We start from the raw sequence: 24,285 nt of genomic DNA, 5'->3' as shown, positions 1-24,285 counted from the left end.
GGCTCGCTGGTTGTGAATGTCCTGACAATGTCGTGACGTTGGCAAGCAGAGCGAAAAGAAGCAAAGCGAGTTGGCGAACGGGTGCTTAGCTCAGTTGGTAGAGCGGCGCCCTTACAAGGCGTAGGTCGGGAGTTCGAGCCTCTCAGCACCCACCATCGTTCGCGAATAGCTTTCAAGCAGGTCCGAAGGGATCTGCCGTAGTACCCCAAAACCCGCACAGCTATTGCGCTCTGCGGGTTTTTTGTCGTCTGTGGACAGTCCAAGGACATCCGTGGTCGGCGATTAGAGCGTTCGCACAAGCAGTCCTTCATCATTCCTACTGCATTTCGCGGGCCTCGACTTTCGCGCCGATTTCCCGTGCGATGGCCATGCAGGCATCCGGTCAGCGTTCAAAACCTGACGTAACGCGGATCCGTCTCGCGCAAGCGTACATCGTAGCCGCACGCCATTGCGGCGTTGGCGGAACCCGAAATTGAGCGGTATGTCGGCGAGATGCACGTCGCCGTCGGTTTTTGCACGCCGTATGCGTAGTGTTCTTGCGTAATGTCGTTGGGGTTCTAGTGCCCTGTCCCGTAAGTTCTTTGGTATGAAATCGCCCATTTGGCCGCCAGGCGGCGTCGCTCGTCGTTGCCATAGCTACGGCTATGGCGCCTCCTCGCTCCTTGCCTGACGACCAACTGGACAATTTCATTTATCAAAGAACTTACGGGACAGGACACTAGGCGCTTCCTATTTGCGGCGCGAAAATATCAAGGCACTGCCCGTGCGTCGGAGGTTCGCGGCCGCGCCGCGATCACGCTTGCCCATTCAACTTGCCCCTTGCACACCATGGACTACACACCGATCAAATCCTTGTTGATTGCCAACCGCTCCGAGATCGCGATTCGTGTGATGCGCGCAGCCGCTGAAATGGATATCCGCACGGTGGCCGTCTATTCGAAAGAGGACCGCCTCGCGCTGCACCGCTTCAAGGCCGACGAGAGCTACCTGGTGGGCGAGGGGAAGAAGCCGCTCGCGGCCTACCTCGACATCGATGACATCCTGCGTGTCGCGCGGCAAGCCAAGGTCGATGCGATTCATCCCGGATACGGCTTCCTTTCGGAGAATCCGGACTTTGCGCAGGCGGTGATCGATGCGGGTATTCGCTGGATCGGGCCGTCGCCCGAGGTCATGCGGACACTCGGCAATAAAGTGGCAGCACGAAACGCAGCCATCGCCGCGGGCGTGCCGGTCATGCCGGCAACCGATCCGCTGCCGTACGATCTCGATGCCTGCAAGCGTTTGGCCGAAGGCGTTGGCTACCCGTTAATGCTCAAGGCGAGCTGGGGTGGCGGCGGGCGCGGCATGCGCGTGCTGGAAAGCGAGCGCGATCTCGAAGCCTCGCTGGCCGCCGCACGCCGCGAAGCGCTCGCCGCATTCGGCAATGATGAGGTCTATGTCGAAAAACTCGTGCGCCGCGCGCGCCACGTCGAGGTGCAAGTGCTCGGCGACATGCACGGTTCGGTCGTGCATCTGTACGAACGCGATTGCACCGTGCAACGGCGTAATCAAAAAGTCGTCGAACGCGCACCGGCGCCCTACCTGGACGAGGCGACGCGTACTGAATTGTGCGAATCCGCGTTGCGTTTGATGCGTGCCGTCGGCTATACGCACGCGGGCACAGTCGAATTTCTGATGGATGCGGACACGGGTCGCTTCTATTTCATCGAAGTGAACCCGCGCATTCAGGTCGAGCACACCGTGACGGAGATGGTAACGGGAATCGATATCGTGAAGGCACAGATCCGCATCACCGAAGGCGGGCGAATCGGCGTGGCCGAGCCCAGAGGCGATGCGGACGCTAACGCCGATACTGAAGCCGCCGTGAAGGCGGCCGGCGTACCGCGCCAGGAAGACATTCAGTTGAACGGTCACGCGCTGCAATGCCGTATCACGACCGAAGATCCCGAAAACGATTTCCTGCCCGACTACGGGCAGTTGACTGCGTATCGCAGTCCCGCGGGGTTCGGCATCCGGTTGGACGGCGGCACGGCCTACGGCGGTGCGGTCATCACGCCTTACTACGATTCGCTGCTCGTGAAGGTCACGGCGTGGGCGCCGACCGCGGCAGAGTCGATTCATCGGATGGATCGCGCCCTGCGCGAATTCCGCATCCGCGGCGTCACATGCAATCTTCAGTTCCTTGAAAACGTGATCAATCACCCCGGCTTCATCGCCGGCGATGTGACGACGCGATTCATCGATCTCACGCCGTCGCTGCTCGAATTCACGAAGCGCCGGGACCGTGCGACGAAGCTGCTCCGGTATCTCGGCGAGTTGACCGTGAACGGCAACGTCGAGATGAATGGCCGTACGATGCCCAAGTTGCCGCTGGCCAGACCGATCTTGCCGGAGATCGATACGGCATCCGCGATCCCGCAAGGCTCGCGAGACCGGCTGCGCGAACTGGGCCCCGAGAAATTCGCGCAGTGGATGCTCGACCAGAAGCAGGTGCTGCTCACCGATACGACGATGCGCGATGCGCATCAGTCGCTGTTCGCGACGCGCATGCGCACGGCCGATATGTTGCCGATCGCGCCGTTCTATGCGCATCGGCTCTCGCAGTTGTTCTCGCTCGAATGCTGGGGCGGCGCGACCTTCGACGTCGCGCTGCGCTTCCTGAAGGAGGATCCGTGGGAGCGGCTCGCGCAGTTGAGAGAGCGCATTCCCAACATCTTGTTCCAGATGCTGCTGCGCGGCTCGAACGCGGTCGGCTATACGAATTACGCCGATAACGTCGTGCGTTTCTTCGTCAAGCAGGCGGCAAGCACCGGCGTCGACCTGTTCCGCGTTTTCGATTCGCTGAACTGGGTGCGCAACATGCGGGTCGCGATCGACGCGGTGCGCGAGAACGGCATGCTGTGCGAGGGGGCGATCTGCTACACCGGCGATCTGCTCGATCCGTCGCGCTCGAAATACGATCTCAAGTACTACGTCGGCATCGCCAGTGAGTTGCAGCGCGCGGGGGTGAATATTCTCGGCATCAAGGACATGGCGGGTATCTGCCGTCCGCAAGCAGCCGTTACGCTCGTCAGGGTACTGAAGGATGAAACGGGCTTGCCCGTGCATTTCCATACGCACGATACCAGCGGGATTTCCGCGGCATCGTCGCTCGCGGCAGTTGCCGCGGGCTGCGATGCGATCGACGGCGCGCTGGATGCGATGAGCGGCCTGACGTCGCAGCCGAATCTGTCGAGCATCGCGGCAGCCCTGGCCGGTGGCGAACGAGACCCTGGCGTGGATCAGGACGACTTGCACGAGGCGTCGATGTACTGGGAGGGCGTGCGCCGTTACTACGCGCCGTTCGAATCCGACATTCGGGCGGGCACCGCCGACGTCTATCGTCACGAGATGCCCGGCGGCCAATACACGAACCTGCGCGAGCAAGCGCGTTCGCTAGGCATCGATCATCGTTGGACCGAGGTCTCGCGGGCCTATGCGCAAGTCAATCAACTCTTCGGCGATATCGTGAAGGTCACGCCGACATCGAAAGTCGTGGGCGACATGGCTTTGATGATGGTGGCGAACGATCTGAGCGTCGACGATGTCCGCGACCCCGCCAAGGAGATCGCGTTCCCTGAGTCCGTCGTGTCGCTGTTCAAGGGCGAGTTGGGTTTTCCGCCCGATGGCTTCCCGGCCGAGTTGTCACGCAAGGTACTCAGGAGCGAGCCGCCAGAACCGTACCGGCCCGGCGACAAGATCGCCGAGGTCGACCTCGACGCGGCGCGTGCGCAAGGCGAGGCGCAGTGCCGGCAGCCGCTGGACGACCGGCAGCTCGCTTCGTACTTGATGTATCCGAAACAGACCGGCGAGTATTACGCACACGTGCGCACCTATAGCGATACGTCGGTGCTGCCGACGCCGGCTTTCCTGTATGGTCCGCAGCCGCAGGAGGAAGTGGCGGTCGAGATCTCGCCGGGCAAGACGCTGCTCATCTCGCTGCAGGGGCAGCATGCGGACACCGAGGACGGGATGATCAAGGTGCTGTTCGAGCTGAACGGCCAGTCGCGCAGCGCGCTGGTCGAGCGTCGCAGCGCGGCGGTTCAGGCAGGCCAGGCGCGTCGAGGCCGCTCGCAGGCCGAACCGGGCAACCCGCTTCACATCGCTTCACCGATGCCGGGCTCGGTCGTCACCGTGGCGGTGCAACCGGGGCAGCGCGTCGCAGCCGGAAGCACGCTCATTGCGCTGGAGGCGATGAAGATGGAGACCCATATCGCGGCCGACCGCGATTGCGAGATCGCGGCGGTGCACGTTCAACCTGGCGACCGCGTTGCGGCGAAGGATCTGCTCATCGAGTTGAAGGCAGCGAGTGAGTAAAGCCGCGCGTTACGCAGCCGCTTTGAGCTGATCGGCAACGAGACCGAATTCGCGAGCGATAGACAGAAGCCGGTCTTGCCACTCCCAGACGCCGAACGCATCGTGGACGTTTTGCAGGCAGCTCAGCAGGGCGACGGTGCGTCCTTCGTAGACGTTGATCTTCGCCTTGACCAGCGCCTTGCGCAGCGCGGCGATGCCGGCGTCCATGTACGACGGATGGCTCAGTTCGGAGCCGGTCAAATAACGCACGGGCACGCCTTCCATGGCGCTCGAATAGTCCGCCGGGCGAATGAAGTGCCCGATCGGGCAACCGCCACAGGCGCCACGGTAGGCGCCGCCCCCGCGCGGAAGCAGCGCCGCACCTCGTTGTTCGGTGAGGTGCGCGACGACGCGGTCGAAGATTTCTTGATGGCTCAGAAAGCGAATCGTCTTCATGATCTGTCTCCCGCGACGGCCGCCGGTTGGGGAAGGGCGTTGAGAAGGGTCGTCGTTCGTTGATTTCACTATGGTCTATGGGAGGACCAAGCGAAATCAGCGGATGCGGAGACGAATGTAGGACCTGCGGCGACCGTGTAGGTATCGTCTGACAAGACTCGGTCCCGCCGCGGTGGGTTCCCCGGTTCGCGCGGGTGTTTTACCGATTCCAGCGCGAGAAAACCGTCGAGTCTCTTAGAAGGGGCCGGATTCACCGTCGCCCCCAATCGGCAGGCCGAGCCGCCATGAGAGATTACTTCGTGCTCGCACCTCGCAACGCGTATGAAACACGTCGGTGTGATAAATGCGTTCGCGCATCAGCAGGTTTTCCAGCACTGCCCGCTCGTGCAGTTCGTAAGTACGATCGTCGAGGTCCGGCCGTTCGGCCCGCAGGCGCGCGCCGTCGTCACGGAAGCGGGCTCGCTGCCCGCCCAGCATCGCGAGATCGATGTCGGCGGCAAAGCAAGCATTTGTTCCGACGGGTATCTGCGCGTGCTTGGTTGCCAGGATCATGTCGCAAATGCGTTCGTCTCCGGCGATGCGTCCGTCTGCCCATTGCCGGAACCAGTCCGCGCTCCGTTGCTCGTTATCGGGTGCGCCGGGGACATAGATCACATCGTGACACCACAGTGCCAATTCCACGGCGTCGGGGTCGGGTACTGCGGCGCGCACCTGATCCAGATCGCGCAGGCAGCGGCGGATGTGGCGCATCGTATGGTAATGGCGGGTCGGCTCCGCGTAGTAGCGCACCAAGTCGGCATACACCTCCTGTGCGTGCAGGCCGCCGCAACGTAGCCATAGTGTGGCGAAGCGCTCCTGCGTCTGGCTCATTGCCCGCTCCATTGCTCGATGCTGTGGCGACCTCGTCGCGCAATTCAAAGAAACTCCCGGCGGATGTCGATGCTCGAGCGCTCGCCGACATCCCGGTAGTGGTGCAAGAGCCAGCCATCGGCCTCGCGCCGCCCTCTATCGAACAGTTCGCCGAGAAATGCCCAATCCGCGTTGTATTTGCTCGCCACGCTGAGGGCGCACATGGCGTCGTCGGCACGGATCGAATGAATCATCATCTCCTTCATTTCGCCACGATCGATCTTGCCTTGCGAAATGAGATCCGTGACGAAGGCGATGGCGCGCATCTCGCGCATCAGCGATGAATTGAAGCTGATTTCGTTGATGCGATTGAGGATGTCGGCGGTCGTCGTCGGCACGCCTCGGCGAATCAGCGGGTTGATATGAACGATCACCACGTCCTGGGTGGCGCAGTGATAGATCAATGGATAAATGGCGGGGTTGCCCATATAGCCGCCGTCCCAGTAATGCTCGCCGTCGATCGCGACGGCCTGAAACAGCGTCGGCACGCAAGCGGATGCCAGCACGGCGTCCGAACTGAGGCTTTCGCCGCTGAACAGGCGAATTTTTCCCGTCTCCACGTTGGTCGCGCACAGATACAGATGAATGGGGCACCGCCGCCGCAATTCGGCGAAATCGACCTGACTCTCGAGCACATCTCGCAGCGGATTAACGTTCTGCGGGTTGAATTGGTAGGGCGAGAAAACGCGCAGCATCATGTCGGCGAACGCATACAACGGCGAATGATCGAGGCCGAAGCTGTGCGTCCCCTTCAACCAAGGCGCCCAGCGCAACGGGTTGTAGCGCTCGGCTGATTGCGATACGGCATACCAGAAATCATGCAGCGCCCGCCGTGCGCCTTCTTCGCCACCGATGAGCAGTCCGTAGGCCAGCACCGCAGCGTTCATTGCCCCGGCACTGGTCGCACTCACGCCCTCGATTTCGAGCCTGCCGTCTTCGAGCAGGCGGTCGAGCACGCCCCAGGTGAACGCGCCGTGCATGCCGCCGCCTTGCAACGCCAGCGCGATGCGCTTGCGGTCTGTATGACGGGGCGGGTTCGCATGCGTTGTCGACATCGTTTGTCTCCTCGATTCACGAACACGGCGCATTCAGCCCACGCAGTCAGCCTACTCAGCCAACTCGTCGAGCAGCGTTCTTGCATCCCGCAAATCGGCCGTGTCGAACCCCTCCGAAAACCAGTGATAGATTCCGGAAAGCGCCAGCCGTGCCTGCTCAGTATTGCCCGTGCCCTGCCAAAGTCGGGCGAGACTCGATACGGCCCGCAATTCCAGCGATCGGGCGCCCTGAAAGCGCGCCACCGAAATCGCCTTGTGCAGGCACGCCTCGGCTTCGGCTTGGGCCGCCGACGCGGGCGCAGGTGTGCCGGCGTTCGGAGCGGCGAGCAGCAAGATGGCCTTGAGGCGGCTGAGTTCCGCTTCGTAGCAATGCTCGCCCGATTGTTCCATGACCGTCAGCGCTTGTTCGAGCATCCGCTGGCCCGCTTCCACGTCACCTGCAATCCGCAGGTTGTCGGCCAGCAGAGCGAGAAAATACGATCGCTGGTCGGCGCTTCCGGTGGCTTCATCGGCCGCCAAACCCCGGCACATCTGAGTGATTCCCTCATGGACGCTTTCGCATTCCGTGAGGGCCCAGCCTCGAAACAAGGTGCCCCACGCGAGCCAGAACGGCAGACCCTGTTCGGTCGAAAGCTCAATGACGGCCTCGGCGTATTCGCGCGTGCGCGACGACTCGCGCCGGAGTTGATGCAGCTCGGCCGCGTAAGCCAATGTGAATGCCAAGGTCGGGCCATACGCAAGCTTGCGCGCGAGCACCAGCGCTTCCTGCATCCGCGCGAGCGCTTGGTCGGGATAGCCCTGAAGCCATAAGGTCAACGCCAGGAAGTTCAACGCGCGGATGCCCGGATCAACGCCATGCGAGAAGACGTGTGCTTGATGCCGGTCAGGATCGTACAGGGCCAGCGCTTTTTCCTGATGAGCGCGGGCGTCGCCGAACTCGCCTTGGAAGAATCGGCAGACGCCCAATGCGCCATGCGCCTCGACGAGCAGACTGGGATCATTGGCATCGTGTGCCATGCGCAGCATCCGCTCGCCCAGTTCGCTGGCTTTTGCATGTTGCGCACGCGACATGTAGTGGATCCTCAGCCCCAGATGCACGGCGAATAACTGCTCGGGCTGGCCGATCTCGTCGCACAGCGAGAGGGCGCGGGTATAGGCGGCCGCCACTTCCGGCGCGCCATAGCCTCGCACGTCCATCAATGCCGGGCCGAGTGCAAGGAGCAGGGCCAATTCTTGTTGCTTGCGAGAGGGGGTGTCCGGGAGACGTTCGAGCAGATGCAGCGCGGCGCCCAGGTGATGCATCGCTTCCGGATGGGAGGCATGGCGAAGGGCCTGTTGCGCGGCGCGGTGCAGATACTCGACCGCCTTGGGGATATTGCCGCTCAAGCTGTAGTGATGCGCCAGTTCACTGCAGTAGTCGGCGATGCGCGTCGGGAAGAGTGCCTCGAGCGCCTGTGCGGCGAGTTCGTGCAATACGCTGCGCCGCGCGGTGAGCAGCGAGTGGCCGGCGACTTCCTGCGTCAACGCGTGCTTGAACGAATAGTCCACTTCCGGAAAAGCGGGCCGCTCGTAGATGAACTCCGCCGCCTCGAGGTTGGCAAGAAGGTGGCGCAGGTCGTCGTCATTGTGGCCCCCATGGCCTCCGCATATGCGCTGAACGACGCTGAAGGGGAACTCCTTGCCGATCACGGCGAGCGTTTGCAGCAGTTCCTTTTCCGCGACAGGAAGCCGGTCGATACGCGCGGCGAGCACACCTTGCACCGTCGTTGGAATGTGCAGCGTGGCAGGCGTTTGCACGATCCGGTAGCGGCCTGGATCGCCTGCGAGCGATTTCTCCTCGACCAGCGTCTGAACCACTTCCTCCATAAAGAATGGATTGCCTTCCGTTTTCTCCAAGATGAGCTGCTTGATCGGTTCGAGCTCGGCGTCATCCCCGAGCAGGCACGTGAGTAGCCCGCCTGCCTCGGCTGGCGTCAGAGATTCGAGCCTCAACCCGCTGCAATGATCGGCGTACTGCCAAGGCGGCCGATATTCGGGCCGATAGTTCACGAGCAGCAGGATTCGCGTATCCGGTACGTGCTCGATCAGCTGCGCGAGAAATGCCTCGGTCTCGCGGTCCAGCCATTGCAGGTCCTCGAACAGAAGCTCCACGGGCTGGTCGCGGCTTTCGCGCGCTAACAGCCGCGTGATCGCATCGAACGTGCGGTCGCGCCGGATACCGGGGTCCATCTCCGCCAGCGTCGCGTCCGGTTCGCCGATGCCGAGCAGATACAACACATACGGCACCGCGGTTTCGAAGTGCCGATCGAGCGTCAGCATCTTTCCCACGACCTTTTCCCGGCATCGGCGCTCGTCGTCTTGTGCCGTGATTTGAAAATAGTTTCTCAGGAGTTCCATCAGCGGCAGATTGGCGAATGCCTTGCCGTGCGACACCGAAAACGTCTCCAATACCAACCGGCCGTGCCGCGAACGCTCCTTGAATTCATGGAACAGCCGCGATTTTCCGACACCGGCTTCGCCCACCACAGCGACAATCCGTCCGTGCCCCGCCTCGGCTTGCGCTAACGCCTCGTGCAAGCACGTCAGTTCGCTCTGACGCCCCACGAACCGCGCGAGCCCGCGATGCGCCGCGAGTTGCAAACGCGTGCGCAAGGCGCCCGGACCCAGCACTTCATAGACAGACAGCGGCGTGGGAATGCCTTTGAGCCGCGTGGCCCCCAACGCCTTGAATTCGAAATAGCCTTCGGCGAGCTTGTGCGTGGCCTCGCTGACGAGGATGGAGGAGGGCGTCGCAATGCTCTCCATCCGGGATGCGATGTGAACCGTGTGGCCGACGGGATCATAATCGGTGTGCAAGTCGTCCGTTCTGATCGAATGCACAACGACTTCGCCGGTATGAACACCGACGCGAATCTGTAGAGGAATGCCCTGTTCCAGCCGGAGCCGGTCGCCATGGCGGCGCATCGCTTGTTGCATCCGCAGCGCCGCATACAGCGCACGCTGTGGATGATCCTCGTGCGCGATGGGGGCGCCGAACAGCGCGAGGATGCCGTCGCCGAGCGATTTGGCGATGTAGCCTTCGTAGTAGTGGACGGCCTCCATCATCAGCGCGACGACGGGTTCGATCAAGCGATGGGCCTCTTCCGGATCGAGGTCGTGAACGAGCGCCGTCGAGCCAGCCATGTCGGCGAACAGCGCGGTCACGGTCTTGCGTTCGCCGGCAATTTCGCCTCGTGCTTCCATCGCCGCTTGCTCGGCGCGGATGCGCTCGGCCAGGTGGTGGGGCGTGTAATGAACGGGGGCCGGCGGGGCGGCGCCGACCATTCGAGGGGGGACGGGCGACGTGGCGGGCCCGCTCGGCAGTGCCGCGCCGCATTCGCTGCAGAACTTCGCGGAGGGCCCGGTTTCATGGCCGCAGCGCGAACACACGCGCCGCAGTAGCGCGCCGCAGGTCTCGCAGAAGCTGGCCCCGGCGGTATTGTCGAACCCGCAATGTGCGCAGCGCATACGATCCTTCCCCGGCCCGATACCTTCTCCCTGCAATAGCAACATTAGGCCGCAGACGGGCCGGCTGCAAGCGGCACGCCGCAGATCGGCCGATGTTGCGACGGGCGGCGGGAAGTGATCGAGCGCGTGGCCTTATCGCTACGCCGCTTCGGCCCCCACGCTCGTCTTGGTCGGGTGTACCGTCTGCATCAACGGCTCGCGCGCGAACACCTCGGCCACCCAATCGGCGAACACCCGAACCTTGCGCGGCAAGTGCCGGTTGCGCGCATACATGATCGAAATGGCGCGCGGCGGCGAACAGTAATCCTTGAGTACTTCCTGGAGCTCGCCCGTTTCGAGGTAATGCGCGATCGGAAAGATCGCGGTCTTGAGCAGCCCGAGGCCGTGAAGGCCGCAGGAGACGTAGGCATCGACGTCGTTCACGGCGATCAGACCATGCATATCGATCGTTTCGACCACGCCATCCACGACATAGTCCCAACCGCGCATGCGCCCGGTATTGCTCGACACGTAATTGACGCCGATATGGTTGCGCAAATCCTCGATCGACTTCGGCTCGCCATATTTCTCGAGATAGGCGGGCGATGCACAGGTAATGCGACGCATGTTGCCGATGCGCCGCGCAACGAGCCCCGAATCCTCGAGTTCGCCCGTGCGCAGTACGCAGTCGACGCCTTCTTCGACGATATCGACCTGACGATCGCTGAGCCCCATCTCGATCTCGATGTCGGGATAGCGTTCGAAGAAATCGGGGAGTGCCGGAATAATGACCATCTTGGCGACGAGTGCCGGCAGGTTCACCTTGAGCCGGCCCTTCGGATTGAGCTTTGCATGCGTGAGCTCGGCCTCCATTTCGTCGACTTCGGCCAGCACGCGGATGCTGCGCTGATAGTAAGCTTCGCCGTCGTCCGTGACGCTGATGCTGCGCGTCGTGCGATTGAGCAGACGCGCACCCAAATGCGCTTCGAGCGCCTGCACGGTGCGTGACACCTGCGGCGCGGCCAATTGCAGCGATTCAGCGGCTTTGACGAAGCTGCGCGACTCGACGACGCGCGTAAACACCTTCATTGCAAAGAAGCGGTCCATGACCCACCTCCCTCCGTATCGTTTTTCTATCGCAACGCAATGTCTGCCGAGCGGCGCAGCAGCGAGGTTGCGTGCCAGCAATTGACGCCGATTGTTATCCGTAGGGCACCAATGAATTCCGGATTTCTGTATTTATCCGGGAAGACCCTAAGCCTACACTGCCTTCACCTGCTGCACACAACCGTGTTGTTCGCAGCTCCTTATAACAGTAGTCGGAGGTTGTCATCATGAATGCCCTTAAGCAAATCGTCGTGGCCGTTGCCCTTGTTGCTCCTATGGTCTCTTCGTTCGCCCAATCGAATCAGCCCTTGACGCGCGAGCAAGTGCGCGCGGATCTGGTCCGCCTGGAACGCGCCGGCTACAACCCGCGTGACTGGATCCACTATCCGGACAACATCCAAGCCGCAGAACAACGCGTCAGCGCGCAACAGGGTATTGCGCAAGCCGAGACGAGCGGGTATGGCCCGAGCGTGGAAGGTGCGTCGCAATCGGGCAGCAGCGCGACGGCCGGCGCAGTCAGCACCTATTCGCCGCCGATCTATCAGCACAACTAAGTACCGCTGATTACCGCCGAGTACCGCCAGGTACCGGGCAACGGGTACTGAAATCATTGGGCGATGCGTCTCGTACGCATCGCCCAATTGGCAGACCGGCGCAAACGCGCGCGAGTCATTGCCGAAAGTCTCCGAGCCGCTGGGATTCCCGGTGGTGTTTGCCCAGGCCATCGCGGCCTGGGCTTTTTTCCGTGCGCTTCGTGCTTTAAGCGAGCGTCAGCGTGACATCGATGTTGCCGCGCGTCGCGTTCGAATACGGGCAGACCTGGTGCGCCTTGTCAACCAGCGCTTGCGCGGCCGCGCGATCCATGCCGGGCAGCGAAATCTTCAGTTCCACCTCGATGCCGAAGCCGTTCGGAATCGCGCCGATGCCGACACTGCCGTCGATCGAGACGTCTTGCGGCAGCGCGATTTTGTCGCGCGACGCCACGAACTTGATCGCGCCGATGAAGCAGGCGCTGTAGCCGGCCGCGAACAATTGCTCAGGGTTGGCGCCTTCGCCGCCCGCGCCGCCCAGCTCGCGCGGCGTCGTCAAGCGCAGGTCGAGACCGCTGTCGGGCACCACGGCACGGCCGTCACGGCCACCGGTGGCACGGGCGTGGGCGCGGTAGAGAACTTTTTCGATCGACATGGTGTAGCTCCTATCGGGGTGTCAAAAATCAACGATGAAGTGAGGGTGGATCGACCTACCCGGTAGAAGATAGGCGATCCACATGAAACTGCCGGTTGCTACGAACTGCTGGACTGAGACTTCGATGCATCAACGCCGATTCTATCTATTGGAAGATAGATAACTTGGCCGACAAACGGGCGTCAATGACGCCCCCGGTGCGACCAGAACTGCTTTACTTCGATAACTTGAACGACGCTTCGACTTCCTGAAGCCGGCTCACGGTGCGAAAGAGCCGGCTGGTCAACCCGGCACCTTGCAGAGCTGCGAAAAACGCGCGTGCCGCTTGCTCCGGTGGGGCGCTGTTAGCCAGCGTTCCGTCATGCGCGCCCTCGGCGAATATTTGCGTCAGCCAGGCTTCGTTTGCCTTGAAGAACGCTTGAACCGCCAACCGCACGGGCTCGGGCAACGTTTCGATGTCGGCTGCGAGCATGCCGCATAAACAGATATGATCGCCATCGCCCAGCGTGCGCCCGAACATCTTCGCGAACATGGCCAGCTTGCCTTCGGCCGGTAACGCGGAATCGATCGTTCGAACGGCGCTTTGCACTTCCTGCGTATAGGCGTGAACAGCTTCGAGCACTAAATCGTCTTTCGACGGAAAGTAGTAGTGAATGCTCGAGGTTTTCACCCCTACAAGCTCCGACAGATCCCGGTAGCTGAAGCCGTTGTAACCGCGCAGCATCATCAGCGTGATCGCATGATCGATGATTTGCTCGCGTACCGGTTTCGTCGTGTCCATGTCTCGCACTTTATCTACTGGTAGATAGATAGTCAAGCGCTTTTTGCAGCGGCCGCGCCGGCCGGCCATCCACCACACCTGCTAGCCGTGCTCGTGCATCGATAACTTGCGCGCGGCGTCTTCGAGCATCGTCGTCACCTGCTCGAGCGACGGCGCGACGTATTCGTCGATGCGCCGCATAAACGGTGTGGTCAGTGCGGCAATCGCATGGCCCGCCGGCCCGAGAATCGGGAACGTCACGTCGGTCACGCCGAAGGTCTGCGCGCTGTCCTTGCGCAGGTGCCCCCGGGCACGGATTTCCGCGAACGTCGAGGCAAGCAGCGCATCGCCGAGCGCAATCTCGCCCTTCACCTTTGTATGTTCGGCCAGCATGCGCCCGCGCTCGGCCTCGCTTTGAAACGCAAGCGTGACTTGTCCCGAGGCCGTGTCGACCAAGCCCACACGTGAGCCGAGACGAATCGAGAGGCCCCAGGTACCGGGCCCGTCCACTTGCGCGATGACAAGCAGATTGCCGCGGTCGTAGACGGTTAGATGACACGACTGTTCCGCTTCTTCGGCGAAGCCTTGCATGACAGGCATCGCCGCCGAGATGAAGCGGTTCATCGGCGGATGACGATGGGCGAGCGCAAACAACTTCAGGCTCAGCGAATAGCGATCGCCGCCCGCCGAACGCACGACGTACTGCCGCGCGACGAGCCGTTCGAGCATTCGATAGATCTCGCTGGCATTGCGCCCGAGCGCCTTCATGATTTCGGCTCGCGTGAGGCCTTCCTTTTGCTCGGACAGCAATTCGAGGATGTCGAGCCCCTTGTCGAGTGCGGGCGCTCGATAGCGATCGGCTTCGTCGAGCGGGGACTCGGGGGCGGTGTCGCTCGGACTGGATGATTTGGCGGTTTTCACTGGCGGTGCTGCCTCAAGGCATAGGAACTAACGACTAAGGGAAAACACGGGCGAACGCAGTGCTTGACGTAGCATCGTCCGAATATGAATAATAAGTTCATCCATGAATGTGTGCATCGACGAATAGGCTGGTCGACCCCACACGCATCTCAGGCGGCGTGCGATGCACTCAAGTCGCATCCCCTGTCGAAAATCAGCAGCATAACGAAGCCGCCGCAGAGCGGACCATAAGATCGGGCCCGTACCGCCGATCCCGTTGCGTCTTGCCGACGCATCACCCTCGAAGCATGGAGCTCAAGCCAGTGCGGACGCACGGATTTGGGCCAGGAGACGACTATGACATCGCGCATCGAACCGGTTGACGCCGGGCAGTGGACAGTTCGTGGAGTTCGTGTAGTGGATGGAGCGGGGCGCGCGGCGCGGCCCGGGAGGCTACGGCGGCTGAGTTGCGCATTGGCCGCCACGCTCGGCGTGATCGGCCTGATCGGCGTGACGGCGCCCGCGGCGCACGCCGCGAGCGATGCGATCGGCGCCAATTTGCCGTTGCTCACTTCGCCGTTCTGGCAGGCGTACAACAACTACCTGCCGCAATACGCCAAAACCCTCGGCCTCGATATGCTCGCCCCCGTGAATTCCAACGGGGATCCGGCACAGCAAATCACCGACATCAACAATCTGTTGAATCAAGGTGTCAAAGGCATCGTGACGGGCCCACTCGATTCCGCCGCAATCAGCCGTGCGCTCGATGCGGCGTCGGCCAAGAACGTGCCGGTCGTCGCGGTCGACGTGGCGCCCACGCAAGGGAAGGTGGCCATGGTCGTGCGGGCGGATAACCGCGCGTATGGCGAGAAAGCCTGTAAGTACATCGGCGATCACGTGAGCGCGGGCAAGGTCGTGCAAATCATGGGCGATCTTGCATCAGTCAACGGCCGCGATCGCTCCGAAGCGTTCCGTTCCTGCGTGAAGACCCACTATCCGAAGCTGCAAGTGCTCGAGATTCCGGCTGCCTGGAAGGGCGACGTCGCGGCATCGTCACTCGATAGCCTCTTGACGGCGAACCCGGACGTCAAGGGTATCTACATGCAAGCGGGCGGCGTTTATTTGTCGCCGACACTCCAGACGTTGCGCCGCAAGCATTTGCTCTTCCCCGCGGGGGACCCGAAGCATATCGTCATCGTCAGCAATGACGGTATTCCGCAAGAGTTCGATGCCATTCGAAAGGGCGAGATCGATGCGACGGTATCGCAGCCTGCCGACAGCTATGCGAAGTACGGCCTCTGGTACATGAAGGAAACGCTCGCGGGCAAGACCTTCAAACCGGGGCCGACGGACCACGACAGCACGATCATTCAGCTCGCGCCCGGGATTCTCGAAGATCAACTGCCGGCGCCGCTCGTCACCAAGGCGAACGTCGACGACAAGAATCTTTGGGGCAACACGCTGAAGTAATGGCGTGACCCGCTAAGCGATCGAGCGTGCGCGTACCGTGCACGCTCGCCAACGAACCACCGATTGACGCGAGCCGATATGGGGGCCGTTCCTCTTTTTAGTGAAGCAGCTGGGGCCGCGGGTACGCCTGTCGTCGAGGCGTTGGGTGCAACCAAGCGCTTCGGCTCGACGACAGCGCTGGCTGAAGTCTCGTTGCGCGTGATGCCGGGCGAGTCGCATGCGCTCGTCGGCCGCAACGGGGCGGGCAAGTCCACGCTCGTCTCGCTGCTGACCGGCTTGCGCAAGCCCGATCAAGGCGAGATCCGTTTCGGCGGGGAGGCTGCGCCCCCGATCGCCGATCGCGATGCCTGGCGTGAGCGTGTCGCCTGCGTCTATCAGCATTCGACGGTGATCCCTGAACTCAGCGTGGCCGAGAATCTGTTCGTGAATCGGCAGCCTGGCCGCCGCGGCCTGATCGATTGGCGTGCGATGCGAAGCGAAGCGCGCGCGCTGCTTGATCACTGGCGTATCGATGTGCGTGAAGACGCGCGCTGCGGCGATCTGGGCGTCGAAGCGCGGCAACTCGTCGAAATCGCGCGTGCGCTGTCCCACGGCGCACGCTTCATCATCCTCGACGAGCCCACGGCGCAACTGGATGGCGACGAAATCAAACGGCTCTTTTGCCGGATCGAAGAGTTGCAACGCGAAGGCGTGACGTTCCTGTTCATCTCGCATCATCTGCAAGAGGTGTACGAGATCTGTCAGGCAGTCACCGTGTTGCGCGACGCGCGCCGGATTCTGACGGCCGGTGTCGAACGGCTGCCGCGGGAAGCATTGATCGAAGCGATGACGGGCGAGGCCGGCGGCGTGATCTGCGCCGATGCGGCGCGGCGCGCGCCGCTCGTCGATGCGCCGCTTGCGCTCGAGGTGGATGCGCTTGGCGGCGGGGATTTCGACGATGTCTCGTTCAACGTGCGGCGCGGCGAAGTCGTCGGCTTGACCGGTGCGACGAGCAGCGGGCGCACGAGTGTGGCCGAAGCGATCGCGGGGCTGCGTCGTCCGAATGCCGGTGCTGTGCGCGTATCGGCAAGGGGCCGGGAAGCGAAGGCGACGCTGCCCTATGGCGATGTGCCTGCCGCGCTCGATGCGGGCGTCGGCTGTGTGCCGAAGGATCGGCATCGCGAAGGGCTCGTTCTCACGCAATCGATCGCCGAAAACGCCACGATGACGCTCGTGCGCAAGCTGGCCCGGTTCGGGTTCGTCCGCCCCTCGGCCAAGGCCCGGCTCGCGCACGAGGCAATCGATTCGCTCGGCATCGTCGCACCAGGGCCGCTCGCGCCGGTATCGGGGCTATCGGGCGGCAATCAGCAAAAGGTTGTGATGGCGCGGGCGCTCGCGACCGATCCGCATGTGCTCGTGCTGATCGATCCGACCGCCGGCGTCGACGTCAAATCAAAGGAAGCCCTGCTCGCGATGGCGGAACGCGCCCGCGAAGAAGGGCGCGCCGTTGTCGTCGCCAGCGGCGAACTCGACGATTTGCGCGGCTGCGATCGCGTGCTCGTCATGTTCCGAGGCCGCATCGTCCGCGAGTTTGCGGCCGGATGGCTTGACCATGAATTGATCGCATCGATAGAAGGAGTCGATCTCAATGAAGCCTAGTTTGTCCAGTCCCGCGCCGCAGGCTCGCGCGGCCGGCTTCGCCGTCATGAACGGCGGCCGCACGCGTGGCGCACGTCTCGATCTGGCCCGCTGGCGCGATCTGGCGCTGTTGCCCGCGCTCGCACTGCTGATCGCCGTCGGCGCCTGGGTCAGCCCAAGCTTTCTCACGCGCGCCAATCTCGTCAGCGTGCTCGGCGCATCGGCCGCGCTCGCACTCGTCGTGCTGGCCGAATCGCTGATCGTCATCGTCGGCAAGTTTGACCTATCGCTCGAATCGACGGTGGGCTTCGCACCGGCGCTCGGTGCCATGCTCGTGATGCCGGCGGCGTCGGCCGGTTTCGGCTGGCAGTGGCCGCCGGTGGCCGGGCTCGCTGCGATCGTCGCCGTCGGGGCGCTGATCGGCTGGGTCAATGGGCTGCTCGTCGTGCGGCTGCGCCTGAACGCGTTCATCGTCACGCTGGCGATGCTGATCGTGCTGCGCGGCATGCTCGTCGGCGCGACGAAGGGCGGCACGCTGTTCGACATGCCGCCGTCGTTCTTCGCGCTCGCTACCGTGACCGTGCTCGGGTTGCCGCTGTCGGTTTGGCTGGCCGCGGCCGCGTTCGCGTTCGCCGCCTTCATGCTGCGCTATCACCGCCTCGGCCGCGCGCTCTATGCGATCGGCGGTAACGCACAGGCGGCGCGGGCGGCCGGTATTCGCGTCGAGCGCGTTGTCTGGGGCGTATTCGTGCTCGGCAGCGCGCTGGCCTCGATCGGCGGACTCATCGTGACCGGGTATGTCGGCGCCATCAATGCCAATCAAGGCAACGGGATGATCTTTACTGTGTTCGCGGCAGCCGTGATCGGCGGCATTTCGTTGGACGGCGGCAAGGGAACGATGCTCGGTGCGCTCACCGGCGTGCTGCTGCTCGGCGTCGTGCAGAACCTGCTGACGCTGGCTCAGGTGCCATCGTTCTGGATTCAGGCGATTTACGGCGCCATCATTCTCGGCTCGCTGATGATCGCGCGCGTGGCCGGCAGTCAGGAGTGATGTGAGATGACGCTCGATTTGCCGCTCGATCCCAGATTGCTGCTGCTGTCTCCCGAGGATAACTGCGTCATCGCGACGACGACGCTCGCCGCCGGTACCGCGCTCACGCTCGAAGGCGAGCGCGTGGTGCTGACCGCGACCGTCGTGCTCGGCCACAAGCTGGCCCGGCATGCGCTTTCGGCCGGTGACAAAATCTTCCGCTATGGCGCGCCGATCGGGCACGTCACCCGCGACGTGGCCAGGGGCGAGCATTTGCATACGCATAACCTCGAAAGCGACTATCTGCCCACCTACACGCTCGATGCGGGCCATGCCTACGTCGAACGCGACGAATCCTGACTTTATCGCCGAAACGCTCATGAACGAGATCCACTCCGATTCCGCGCCGCTGCTCGGCTATCCGCGCCGCGACGGGCGCAAGGGAATCCGTAACGTTGTCGCCGTGGCCTATCTGGTCGAGTGCGCGCATCACGTTGCCAGCGCGATCGTGCAGCAGTTCGCGGCGCGTCTGACCGACGACGCCTTCGATGCGCCCAATGCCCACGACGTCGCGCCCGAAGTGCATTTGATCGGGTTTCCAGGCTGCTATCCGAACGCCTACGCGCAAAAGATGCTGGCCCGCATCGCCACGCATCCGAATGTCGGCGCGGTGCTGTTCGTTTCGCTGGGCTGCGAGAGCATGAACAAGCATCATCTCGTCGATGTGGTCCGCGAGAGCGGGCGGCCCGTGGAAGTGCTGACGATTCAGGAGCGCGGCGGCACCCGCAGTACGATCGCGCGCGGCGTCGAATGGGTCGCGCAGGCACGGGCCACGCTTGCCGCGATGCGGCCCGTCCCGATGCGCCTCGACGAACTCATCGTCGGCACCGTATGCGGCGGCTCCGACAGTACGAGCGGGATTACGGCGAATCCCGCCGTCGGTCGCGCCTTCGATACGCTGATCGAGCAGGGCGCCGCTTGCGTTTTCGAAGAGACGGGCGAGCTTGTCGGCTGCGAGCATCATATGCGGACGCGCGCGGCACGGCCCGAGCTCGGTGCGGCGATCGTCGCGTGTGTCGAAAAGGCGGCCCGCTACTACACGATCATGGGACACGGCAGTTTCGCGGTCGGCAACGCCGATGGCGGGCTCACGACGCAGGAGGAGAAATCGCTCGGCGCCTACGCGAAAAGCGGTGCCTCGCCGATCGTCGGCATCGTCAAACCGGGCGACATTCCGCCGACGGGCGGGCTCTACCTGCTGGACGTCGTGCCCGACGGCGAGCCGCGCTTCGGTTTCCCGAACATCAGCGACAACGCCGAAATCGGCGAGCTGATCGCATGCGGCTGCCATCTGATCTTGTTTACGACGGGACGCGGGTCGGTGGTGGGATCGGCCGTGTCGCCGGTGGTCAAGATCTGTGCGAACCCGGCCACTTACCGTAATCTCTCGGGTGACATGGACGTCGACGCTGGCCGAATCCTGGAGGGCGGGGCAACGCTCGACGAGGTCGGTCAGGAAATCTTCGATCTCACGGTCGCGCTCGGGCGGGGCGTGCGGTCGAAATCGGAAATGCTCGGCCATCAGGAGTTCATCTTGACTTACAAAGCGTTCGATCCGATCGGCCCTGGCTGTCTGCCGGTCGTGCCGGTGACGGTAACGCCGGCGCGGGTAGGCGCATGAGCGCCGGCATCGCCGTGCGTCGTCGCGTCGGGCGCACGTCGCTCGAAGTCACTGCGCTGGGGCTGGGCGGTGCTGGCCTAGGGGGCTTGTACCGCGATGTCGACGAAAAAGACGCGCGCGCCACGATCGATCTTGCGTGGGAAGCGGGCATCCGGCTATTCGATACGGCACCTTACTACGGCTATACGAAAAGCGAGCATTACCTCGGCGCGGCGCTGCGCGAGCGCGACCGTGATGCGTACGTGCTCTCGACGAAAGCCGGCCGCATCATGCGGCCCGAACGCGGCGAGCAGGCCCGCGCGCCGCGCGACGGGTGGGCCCATCCGTTGCCGTTCGCGCCGGTCTATGACTACACCTACGACGGCATCATGCGTTCGTTCGACGACAGCCTGCAGCGGCTCGGCGTCGCCCGCATCGATATCGTGCTCGTGCATGACATCGGCACGTTTACGCATGGGGAGCGCCACGCGCACTACTGGCGCCAGTTGAGCGAGGGCGGTTTCAAGGCGCTCGATGCATTGCGCGCCTCGGGGGCGGTGCGGGCCGTGGGGCTCGGCGTCAACGAGGAAGCCGTGGTGCTCGATGCCATGCGCGAGTTCGAGATCGACTGCGCGCTGTTGGCCGGCCGCTATACGCTGCTCGAACAGGCCACGCTCGATGCGCTGCTGCCCGAATGCGAACGGCGCGGCGTGTCGATTCTCGTCGGCGGAGCCTTCAATTCCGGCATCCTAGCGCGCGGCGTCCGTCACTTGCGAGCGGCGCCCGGCGCGCAATCGAGCGGATTGAAGTTCAACTATGGCGACGCACCCGCGGAAGTCGTCGCGCGCGTCGAACGAATCGAAGCGGTATGCGATGCGCACGGCGTGCCGCTGCCGAGCGCCGCTTTACGGTTTCCCTATGCGCACCCCGCGGTGGCGAGCGTATTGACAGGCGCAAGCAGTGCGAGCGAGCTTTCGCAGAATATCGCTGCCTTCGTCGAACGGGCGCCCGCTGCATTCTGGGAGAACTTGCGGGGCGAGGGGTTGCTCGATTCGCGTGCACCGACACCGGATGCCTGACCGATATTCACCTTCACCACGCCCAATCGCCTAGGACGTCCCACGATGGATACGATGGACACAATTGACGCACATCAGCACTTCTGGCAGCTTTCACGCGGGGACTACGACTGGCTGACGCCTGCTATGGCGCCGCTCTATCGCGATTTCCTGCCGCGCGACCTGCGCCCGCTGGCGCAGGCTGCCGGTGTTTCGCGCAGCATTGTCGTCCAGGCGGCGCCGACGCTGGCCGAGACGCGCTTCCTGCTCGATCTGACACGCGACGATCCGGCGGTCGCGGGCGTGGTCGGGTGGGTGCCGCTCGACGATCCCGAGGCCCCCGCGCTCATCGCCGAATTCGCACGCGAGCCGAAGTTCAAAGGGGTGCGGCCGATGTTGCAGGATCTCGCCGAGGACGACTGGATCGCGCGCCCGACGCTCGATCCGGCGATCGAGGCATTGATCGATCATGGTCTAGTCTTCGATGCGCTCGTCTTGACGCGCCATCTGCCGTATTTCACGCCGTTCGCGCAGCGGCATCGACGTTTGCGCATCGTGCTGGATCACGGGGCGAAACCGCCGATAGCCGACGGAGCCGCCGGCTGGCAGCCATGGGCCGCGCGCGTTGCCGAACTCGCGGCATTGCCGAACGTCTTCTGCAAAATGTCCGGATTGGTCACGGAATCCTCCGCGCCGTGTACCGATTCGATGCTCGAGCCTTACCTCGCGCATCTGCTGGCGCTTTTCGGCGCGGCGCGCACGATGTGGGGCAGCGATTGGCCTGTCGTCGATATGAATGGCGGCTATCTCGCGTGGCATGCGTGTGCGCAGCGTTTCGCCGAACATTTAAAGCCGGACGATCGCGCCGCGCTCTTCGCCGGTACCGCACGCGCCTGCTACGGGCTTTGAACATCTTCGTCTCTTTGTCTCTCTCTTATGGAGTCCCGTGAACCATGACCGCCTTTGCCCCGAACTTCCCTGAGCCGCCGGCCGCGCGCCTGGCCGGCAAGACGGCGCTCGTCACGGCCGCCGCCCAAGGTATCGGGCGCGCTTGCGCCGAACGTCTGGCGCGTGAGGGCGCACGCGTCATCGCCACCGATATCCGCCTCGAGCTGCTCGCCGAGGCGCCGTTCGAGGCGCGCAAGCTCGATGTGCGCGACGGCGCCGCGATCGCTGCATTGGCCGAGACGATCGGCGCGATCGATATCCTGGTCAACTGCGCGGGCTTCGTGCACGCCGGCACGGTGCTGGAATGCGAAGATGCCGATTGGGAGTTTTCGTTCGACGTGAACGTGAAGTCGATGTATCGCACAATACGGACGTTTCTCCCTGGCATGCTCGAACGCGGGCGCGGCTCGATCGTCAATCTGGCGTCGGCGGCGTCGAGCGTCAAAGGGGTTCCGAACCGCTTCGTCTATGGCACGACGAAGGCGGCCGTGATCGGTCTGACGAAGTCCGTGGCGGCCGATTTCGTGACACGCGGCGTGCGCTGCAACGCGATTTGTCCCGGCACGGTGGCTTCGCCCTCGCTGACGGCGCGTATCGCCGAACAGGCGCAGGCGCAGGGCAAATCCGTCGCCGAAGTCGAAGCCGCGTTCGTGGCGCGTCAGCCGATGGGACGCATCGGCCGGCCCGAGGAAATTGCGGCCCTGGCCGCGTACCTCGCGTCGGACGAAGCCGGATTCACCACCGGGCAGATTCATTTGATCGACGGTGGATGGTCGAACTGAACGAACCGAGTACCGGCGCGGCCGGTGCTGTCTTAGCTATTTTGGGAATTGAGTAAATACTGATGAAACTTCTTCGATTCGGCCCCAAGGGCCAGGAAAAGCCCGGGCTTGTCGATGCCGCCGGTGTGATTCGCGATTTGTCGTCGGTGGTCGACGATATCGCAGGCGACGTGCTCGGCGATGCGGGTCTTGCGCGACTGCGGGGCTTGGATCCGTCATCGCTGCCGCGTGCGCCCGAGGGCGTGCGTATCGGCGCCTGCGTGGGGCGTGTCGGCAAGATGGTGTGCATCGGCTTGAATTACGCCGATCACGCGGCCGAATCGAACCTGCCCATCCCGACCGAGCCCGTGGTGTTCAACAAGTGGACGAGCTCGATCGTCGGGCCCAACGACGACATCGAGATTCCGCGCGGTTCGTCCAAGACGGATTGGGAAGTCGAGTTGGGGGTCGTCATCGGCAAGGCGTGCAAGTATGTCGAAGCGGCCGATGCGCTCGATTATGTCGCCGGCTATTGCGTCGTCAACGACGTCTCGGAACGCGAGTGGCAGATCGAACGCGGCGGGCAATGGGACAAGGGCAAGGGCTTCGATACGTTCGGGCCGGTTGGGCCGTGGCTCGTCACGCGCGACGAAGTGGCGGATCCGCAGCAACTCGATCTGTGGCTCGAAGTGGACGGCCATCGCTATCAAAACGGCAATACCCGCACGATGATCTTCAGCGTGGCCGAGGTGGTGGCCTACCTGAGCCGCTGTATGAGCCTGCAGCCCGGCGACATCATCTCGACGGGGACGCCGCCCGGCGTTGGGCTCGGTATCAAGCCGACGCCGATCTATCTGAAGGCGGGGCAATCGGTGCGGCTCGGCATTGCCGGGCTGGGCGAGCAGCGTCAACGGACCGTTGCGGCGCAGTAACCGCCACGGTATTGGGTGGGCATGGACGGTATGCCGGCGCCGCCGAGCGGGGCGCCGGGCGCTCGGTCTTACCCGCCTTCGTCTCCGGCGAACCAGCCGTGTTCCGGCCGCGCCAGTTCTTCATCGACACGGCCAGCCGAAATCAAGACTTCTCCCAATCGCTCGTTGCTCGTCTATCCTGAAGACGAGTCCAGGCGCACCGCATACGGACACCGTTGACCCAGGTCAAGCAGCCCCGGCCGCGGCATCGTCTATCCTGGATTCGACGGCGGCCGCACACCGGACCCCATTCTTCGAGGTGATAGTTATGGAGATCAGCTTTCCGCAAGAGCAGGCCGAATACTGCGGCCGGGATCTTGTGCTGGCGTTTCCCGCGCTTGTCGACGGCGAGCGGGTGCAATGCGCGATCACCGCCGAAGCGCTCGAGGATCACTTCGGCGCCGAGTCGCTGCGCGAGAGCGACATGATCAGCGCGTTCGAGCGGCATCGCCGTGAGATCGAACGCGCGGCGCGCGAGCTTCTATCCGAAATCGGCCAGAAGCCCGTGCTGCTGCACAGCGGTTATTTTCGCTTCCACGATGCATAGCGCGCAGCCGGGCGGCTTGCCCGGCAGCGG

At 63.4% G+C, this 24,285-nt stretch carries 20 protein-coding genes and 1 tRNA gene; 13 read left to right on the top strand and 8 right to left on the bottom strand.

The window, feature by feature from the left end:
* Window positions 1–79: 79 nt before the first annotated feature.
* Together ACTHL0_RS08890 and ACTHL0_RS08885 are read left to right on the top strand one after the other, a co-directional pair.
* A tRNA-Val gene (locus tag ACTHL0_RS08890) sits at window positions 80–155 on the top strand.
* 673 nt (window positions 156–828) lie between these two features.
* Window positions 829–4,356: a pyruvate carboxylase gene (locus ACTHL0_RS08885; protein WP_440566357.1), complete on the top strand. Its 3,528-nt coding sequence runs from the start codon at window positions 829–831 to the stop codon at window positions 4,354–4,356.
* A 9-nt stretch (window positions 4,357–4,365) separates the two neighbouring features.
* Here ACTHL0_RS08885 and ACTHL0_RS08880 read toward each other — a convergent pair whose 3' ends face one another.
* The 5 genes from ACTHL0_RS08880 to ACTHL0_RS08860 all read right to left on the bottom strand — a co-directional run bounded on the left by ACTHL0_RS08880 (window position 4,366) and on the right by ACTHL0_RS08860 (window position 11,348).
* Window positions 4,366–4,791, bottom strand: coding sequence for a hypothetical protein (locus ACTHL0_RS08880; RefSeq protein WP_440566356.1), 426 nt, complete (start codon window positions 4,789–4,791; stop codon window positions 4,366–4,368).
* Between the two features lie 234 nt (window positions 4,792–5,025).
* Window positions 5,026–5,661 carry an HD domain-containing protein gene (locus ACTHL0_RS08875; RefSeq protein ID WP_440566355.1) on the bottom strand — a complete coding sequence of 212 codons (636 nt, stop codon included), beginning with the start codon at window positions 5,659–5,661 and terminating at the stop codon, window positions 5,026–5,028.
* Between the two features lie 44 nt (window positions 5,662–5,705).
* Entirely contained in the window at window positions 5,706–6,755 is a 1,050-nt protein-coding gene (locus ACTHL0_RS08870) for a patatin-like phospholipase family protein (RefSeq protein WP_440566354.1), read from the bottom strand.
* Between the two features lie 51 nt (window positions 6,756–6,806).
* Entirely contained in the window at window positions 6,807–10,262 is a 3,456-nt protein-coding gene (locus ACTHL0_RS08865; protein WP_440566353.1) for an adenylate/guanylate cyclase domain-containing protein, read from the bottom strand.
* 138 nt (window positions 10,263–10,400) lie between these two features.
* Window positions 10,401–11,348 carry a LysR family transcriptional regulator gene (locus ACTHL0_RS08860; protein WP_440566352.1) on the bottom strand — a complete coding sequence of 316 codons (948 nt, stop codon included), beginning with the start codon at window positions 11,346–11,348 and terminating at the stop codon, window positions 10,401–10,403.
* A 227-nt stretch (window positions 11,349–11,575) separates the two neighbouring features.
* Here ACTHL0_RS08860 and ACTHL0_RS08855 point away from each other — a divergent pair, with 227 nt between their 5' ends.
* Window positions 11,576–11,902, top strand: coding sequence for a DUF4148 domain-containing protein (locus ACTHL0_RS08855; RefSeq protein ID WP_440566351.1), 327 nt, complete (start codon window positions 11,576–11,578; stop codon window positions 11,900–11,902).
* 205 nt (window positions 11,903–12,107) lie between these two features.
* Here ACTHL0_RS08855 and ACTHL0_RS08850 read toward each other — a convergent pair whose 3' ends face one another.
* The 3 genes from ACTHL0_RS08850 to ACTHL0_RS08840 all read right to left on the bottom strand — a co-directional run bounded on the left by ACTHL0_RS08850 (window position 12,108) and on the right by ACTHL0_RS08840 (window position 14,214).
* Window positions 12,108–12,533, bottom strand: a complete 426-nt coding sequence (locus ACTHL0_RS08850) for an organic hydroperoxide resistance protein (protein WP_440566350.1) — start codon at window positions 12,531–12,533, stop codon at window positions 12,108–12,110.
* A 214-nt stretch (window positions 12,534–12,747) separates the two neighbouring features.
* Window positions 12,748–13,314, bottom strand: coding sequence for a TetR/AcrR family transcriptional regulator (locus ACTHL0_RS08845; protein WP_440566349.1), 567 nt, complete (start codon window positions 13,312–13,314; stop codon window positions 12,748–12,750).
* A gap of 81 nt (window positions 13,315–13,395) precedes the next feature.
* Window positions 13,396–14,214, bottom strand: a complete 819-nt coding sequence (locus ACTHL0_RS08840) for an IclR family transcriptional regulator (protein WP_440566348.1) — start codon at window positions 14,212–14,214, stop codon at window positions 13,396–13,398.
* A 336-nt stretch (window positions 14,215–14,550) separates the two neighbouring features.
* Between ACTHL0_RS08840 and ACTHL0_RS08835 the strand changes: the two genes are divergently transcribed.
* The 10 genes from ACTHL0_RS08835 to ACTHL0_RS08790 all read left to right on the top strand — a co-directional run bounded on the left by ACTHL0_RS08835 (window position 14,551) and on the right by ACTHL0_RS08790 (window position 24,255).
* Window positions 14,551–15,663 (top strand): sugar ABC transporter substrate-binding protein, encoded by a 1,113-nt coding sequence (locus ACTHL0_RS08835; protein WP_440566347.1) that lies wholly within the window; start codon window positions 14,551–14,553, stop codon window positions 15,661–15,663.
* A 78-nt stretch (window positions 15,664–15,741) separates the two neighbouring features.
* Window positions 15,742–17,301: a sugar ABC transporter ATP-binding protein gene (locus ACTHL0_RS08830; RefSeq protein ID WP_440566361.1), complete on the top strand. Its 1,560-nt coding sequence runs from the start codon at window positions 15,742–15,744 to the stop codon at window positions 17,299–17,301.
* A gap of 46 nt (window positions 17,302–17,347) precedes the next feature.
* A complete protein-coding gene (locus tag ACTHL0_RS08825) occupies window positions 17,348–18,331 on the top strand; it encodes an ABC transporter permease (protein WP_440566360.1) in 984 nt (327 codons plus the stop codon).
* A gap of 6 nt (window positions 18,332–18,337) precedes the next feature.
* The gene (locus ACTHL0_RS08820; protein ID WP_440566346.1) at window positions 18,338–18,670 is read left to right on the top strand and encodes a UxaA family hydrolase; all 333 of its coding nucleotides are present in this window, start codon (window positions 18,338–18,340) and stop codon (window positions 18,668–18,670) included.
* A gap of 19 nt (window positions 18,671–18,689) precedes the next feature.
* Window positions 18,690–19,991, top strand: coding sequence for a UxaA family hydrolase (locus ACTHL0_RS08815; protein WP_440566359.1), 1,302 nt, complete (start codon window positions 18,690–18,692; stop codon window positions 19,989–19,991).
* Window positions 19,988–21,049 (top strand): aldo/keto reductase, encoded by a 1,062-nt coding sequence (locus tag ACTHL0_RS08810; protein WP_440566345.1) that lies wholly within the window; start codon window positions 19,988–19,990, stop codon window positions 21,047–21,049. The genes ACTHL0_RS08815 and ACTHL0_RS08810 overlap by 4 nt, the downstream gene beginning before the upstream one ends.
* Window positions 21,050–21,103: 54 nt before the next feature.
* Window positions 21,104–21,937, top strand: a complete 834-nt coding sequence (locus tag ACTHL0_RS08805; protein ID WP_440566344.1) for an amidohydrolase family protein — start codon at window positions 21,104–21,106, stop codon at window positions 21,935–21,937.
* A gap of 44 nt (window positions 21,938–21,981) precedes the next feature.
* Window positions 21,982–22,758 (top strand): SDR family oxidoreductase, encoded by a 777-nt coding sequence (locus ACTHL0_RS08800; RefSeq protein WP_440566343.1) that lies wholly within the window; start codon window positions 21,982–21,984, stop codon window positions 22,756–22,758.
* Window positions 22,759–22,820: 62 nt separating this feature from the next.
* The gene (locus ACTHL0_RS08795) at window positions 22,821–23,669 is read left to right on the top strand and encodes an ureidoglycolate lyase (RefSeq protein ID WP_440566342.1); all 849 of its coding nucleotides are present in this window, start codon (window positions 22,821–22,823) and stop codon (window positions 23,667–23,669) included.
* Between the two features lie 298 nt (window positions 23,670–23,967).
* Entirely contained in the window at window positions 23,968–24,255 is a 288-nt protein-coding gene (locus ACTHL0_RS08790) for a DUF1488 domain-containing protein (protein WP_440566341.1), read from the top strand.
* Window positions 24,256–24,285: the final 30 nt, after the last annotated feature.

Origin of the sequence: Trinickia sp., from assembly GCF_051961175.1 — a bacterium.
In the GTDB taxonomy this organism is placed as follows: Bacteria; Pseudomonadota; Gammaproteobacteria; order Burkholderiales; family Burkholderiaceae; genus Trinickia.
The sequence above is the reverse complement of the archived record's forward strand: the minus strand, read 5'-3'. Positions and strand labels throughout refer to the sequence as shown.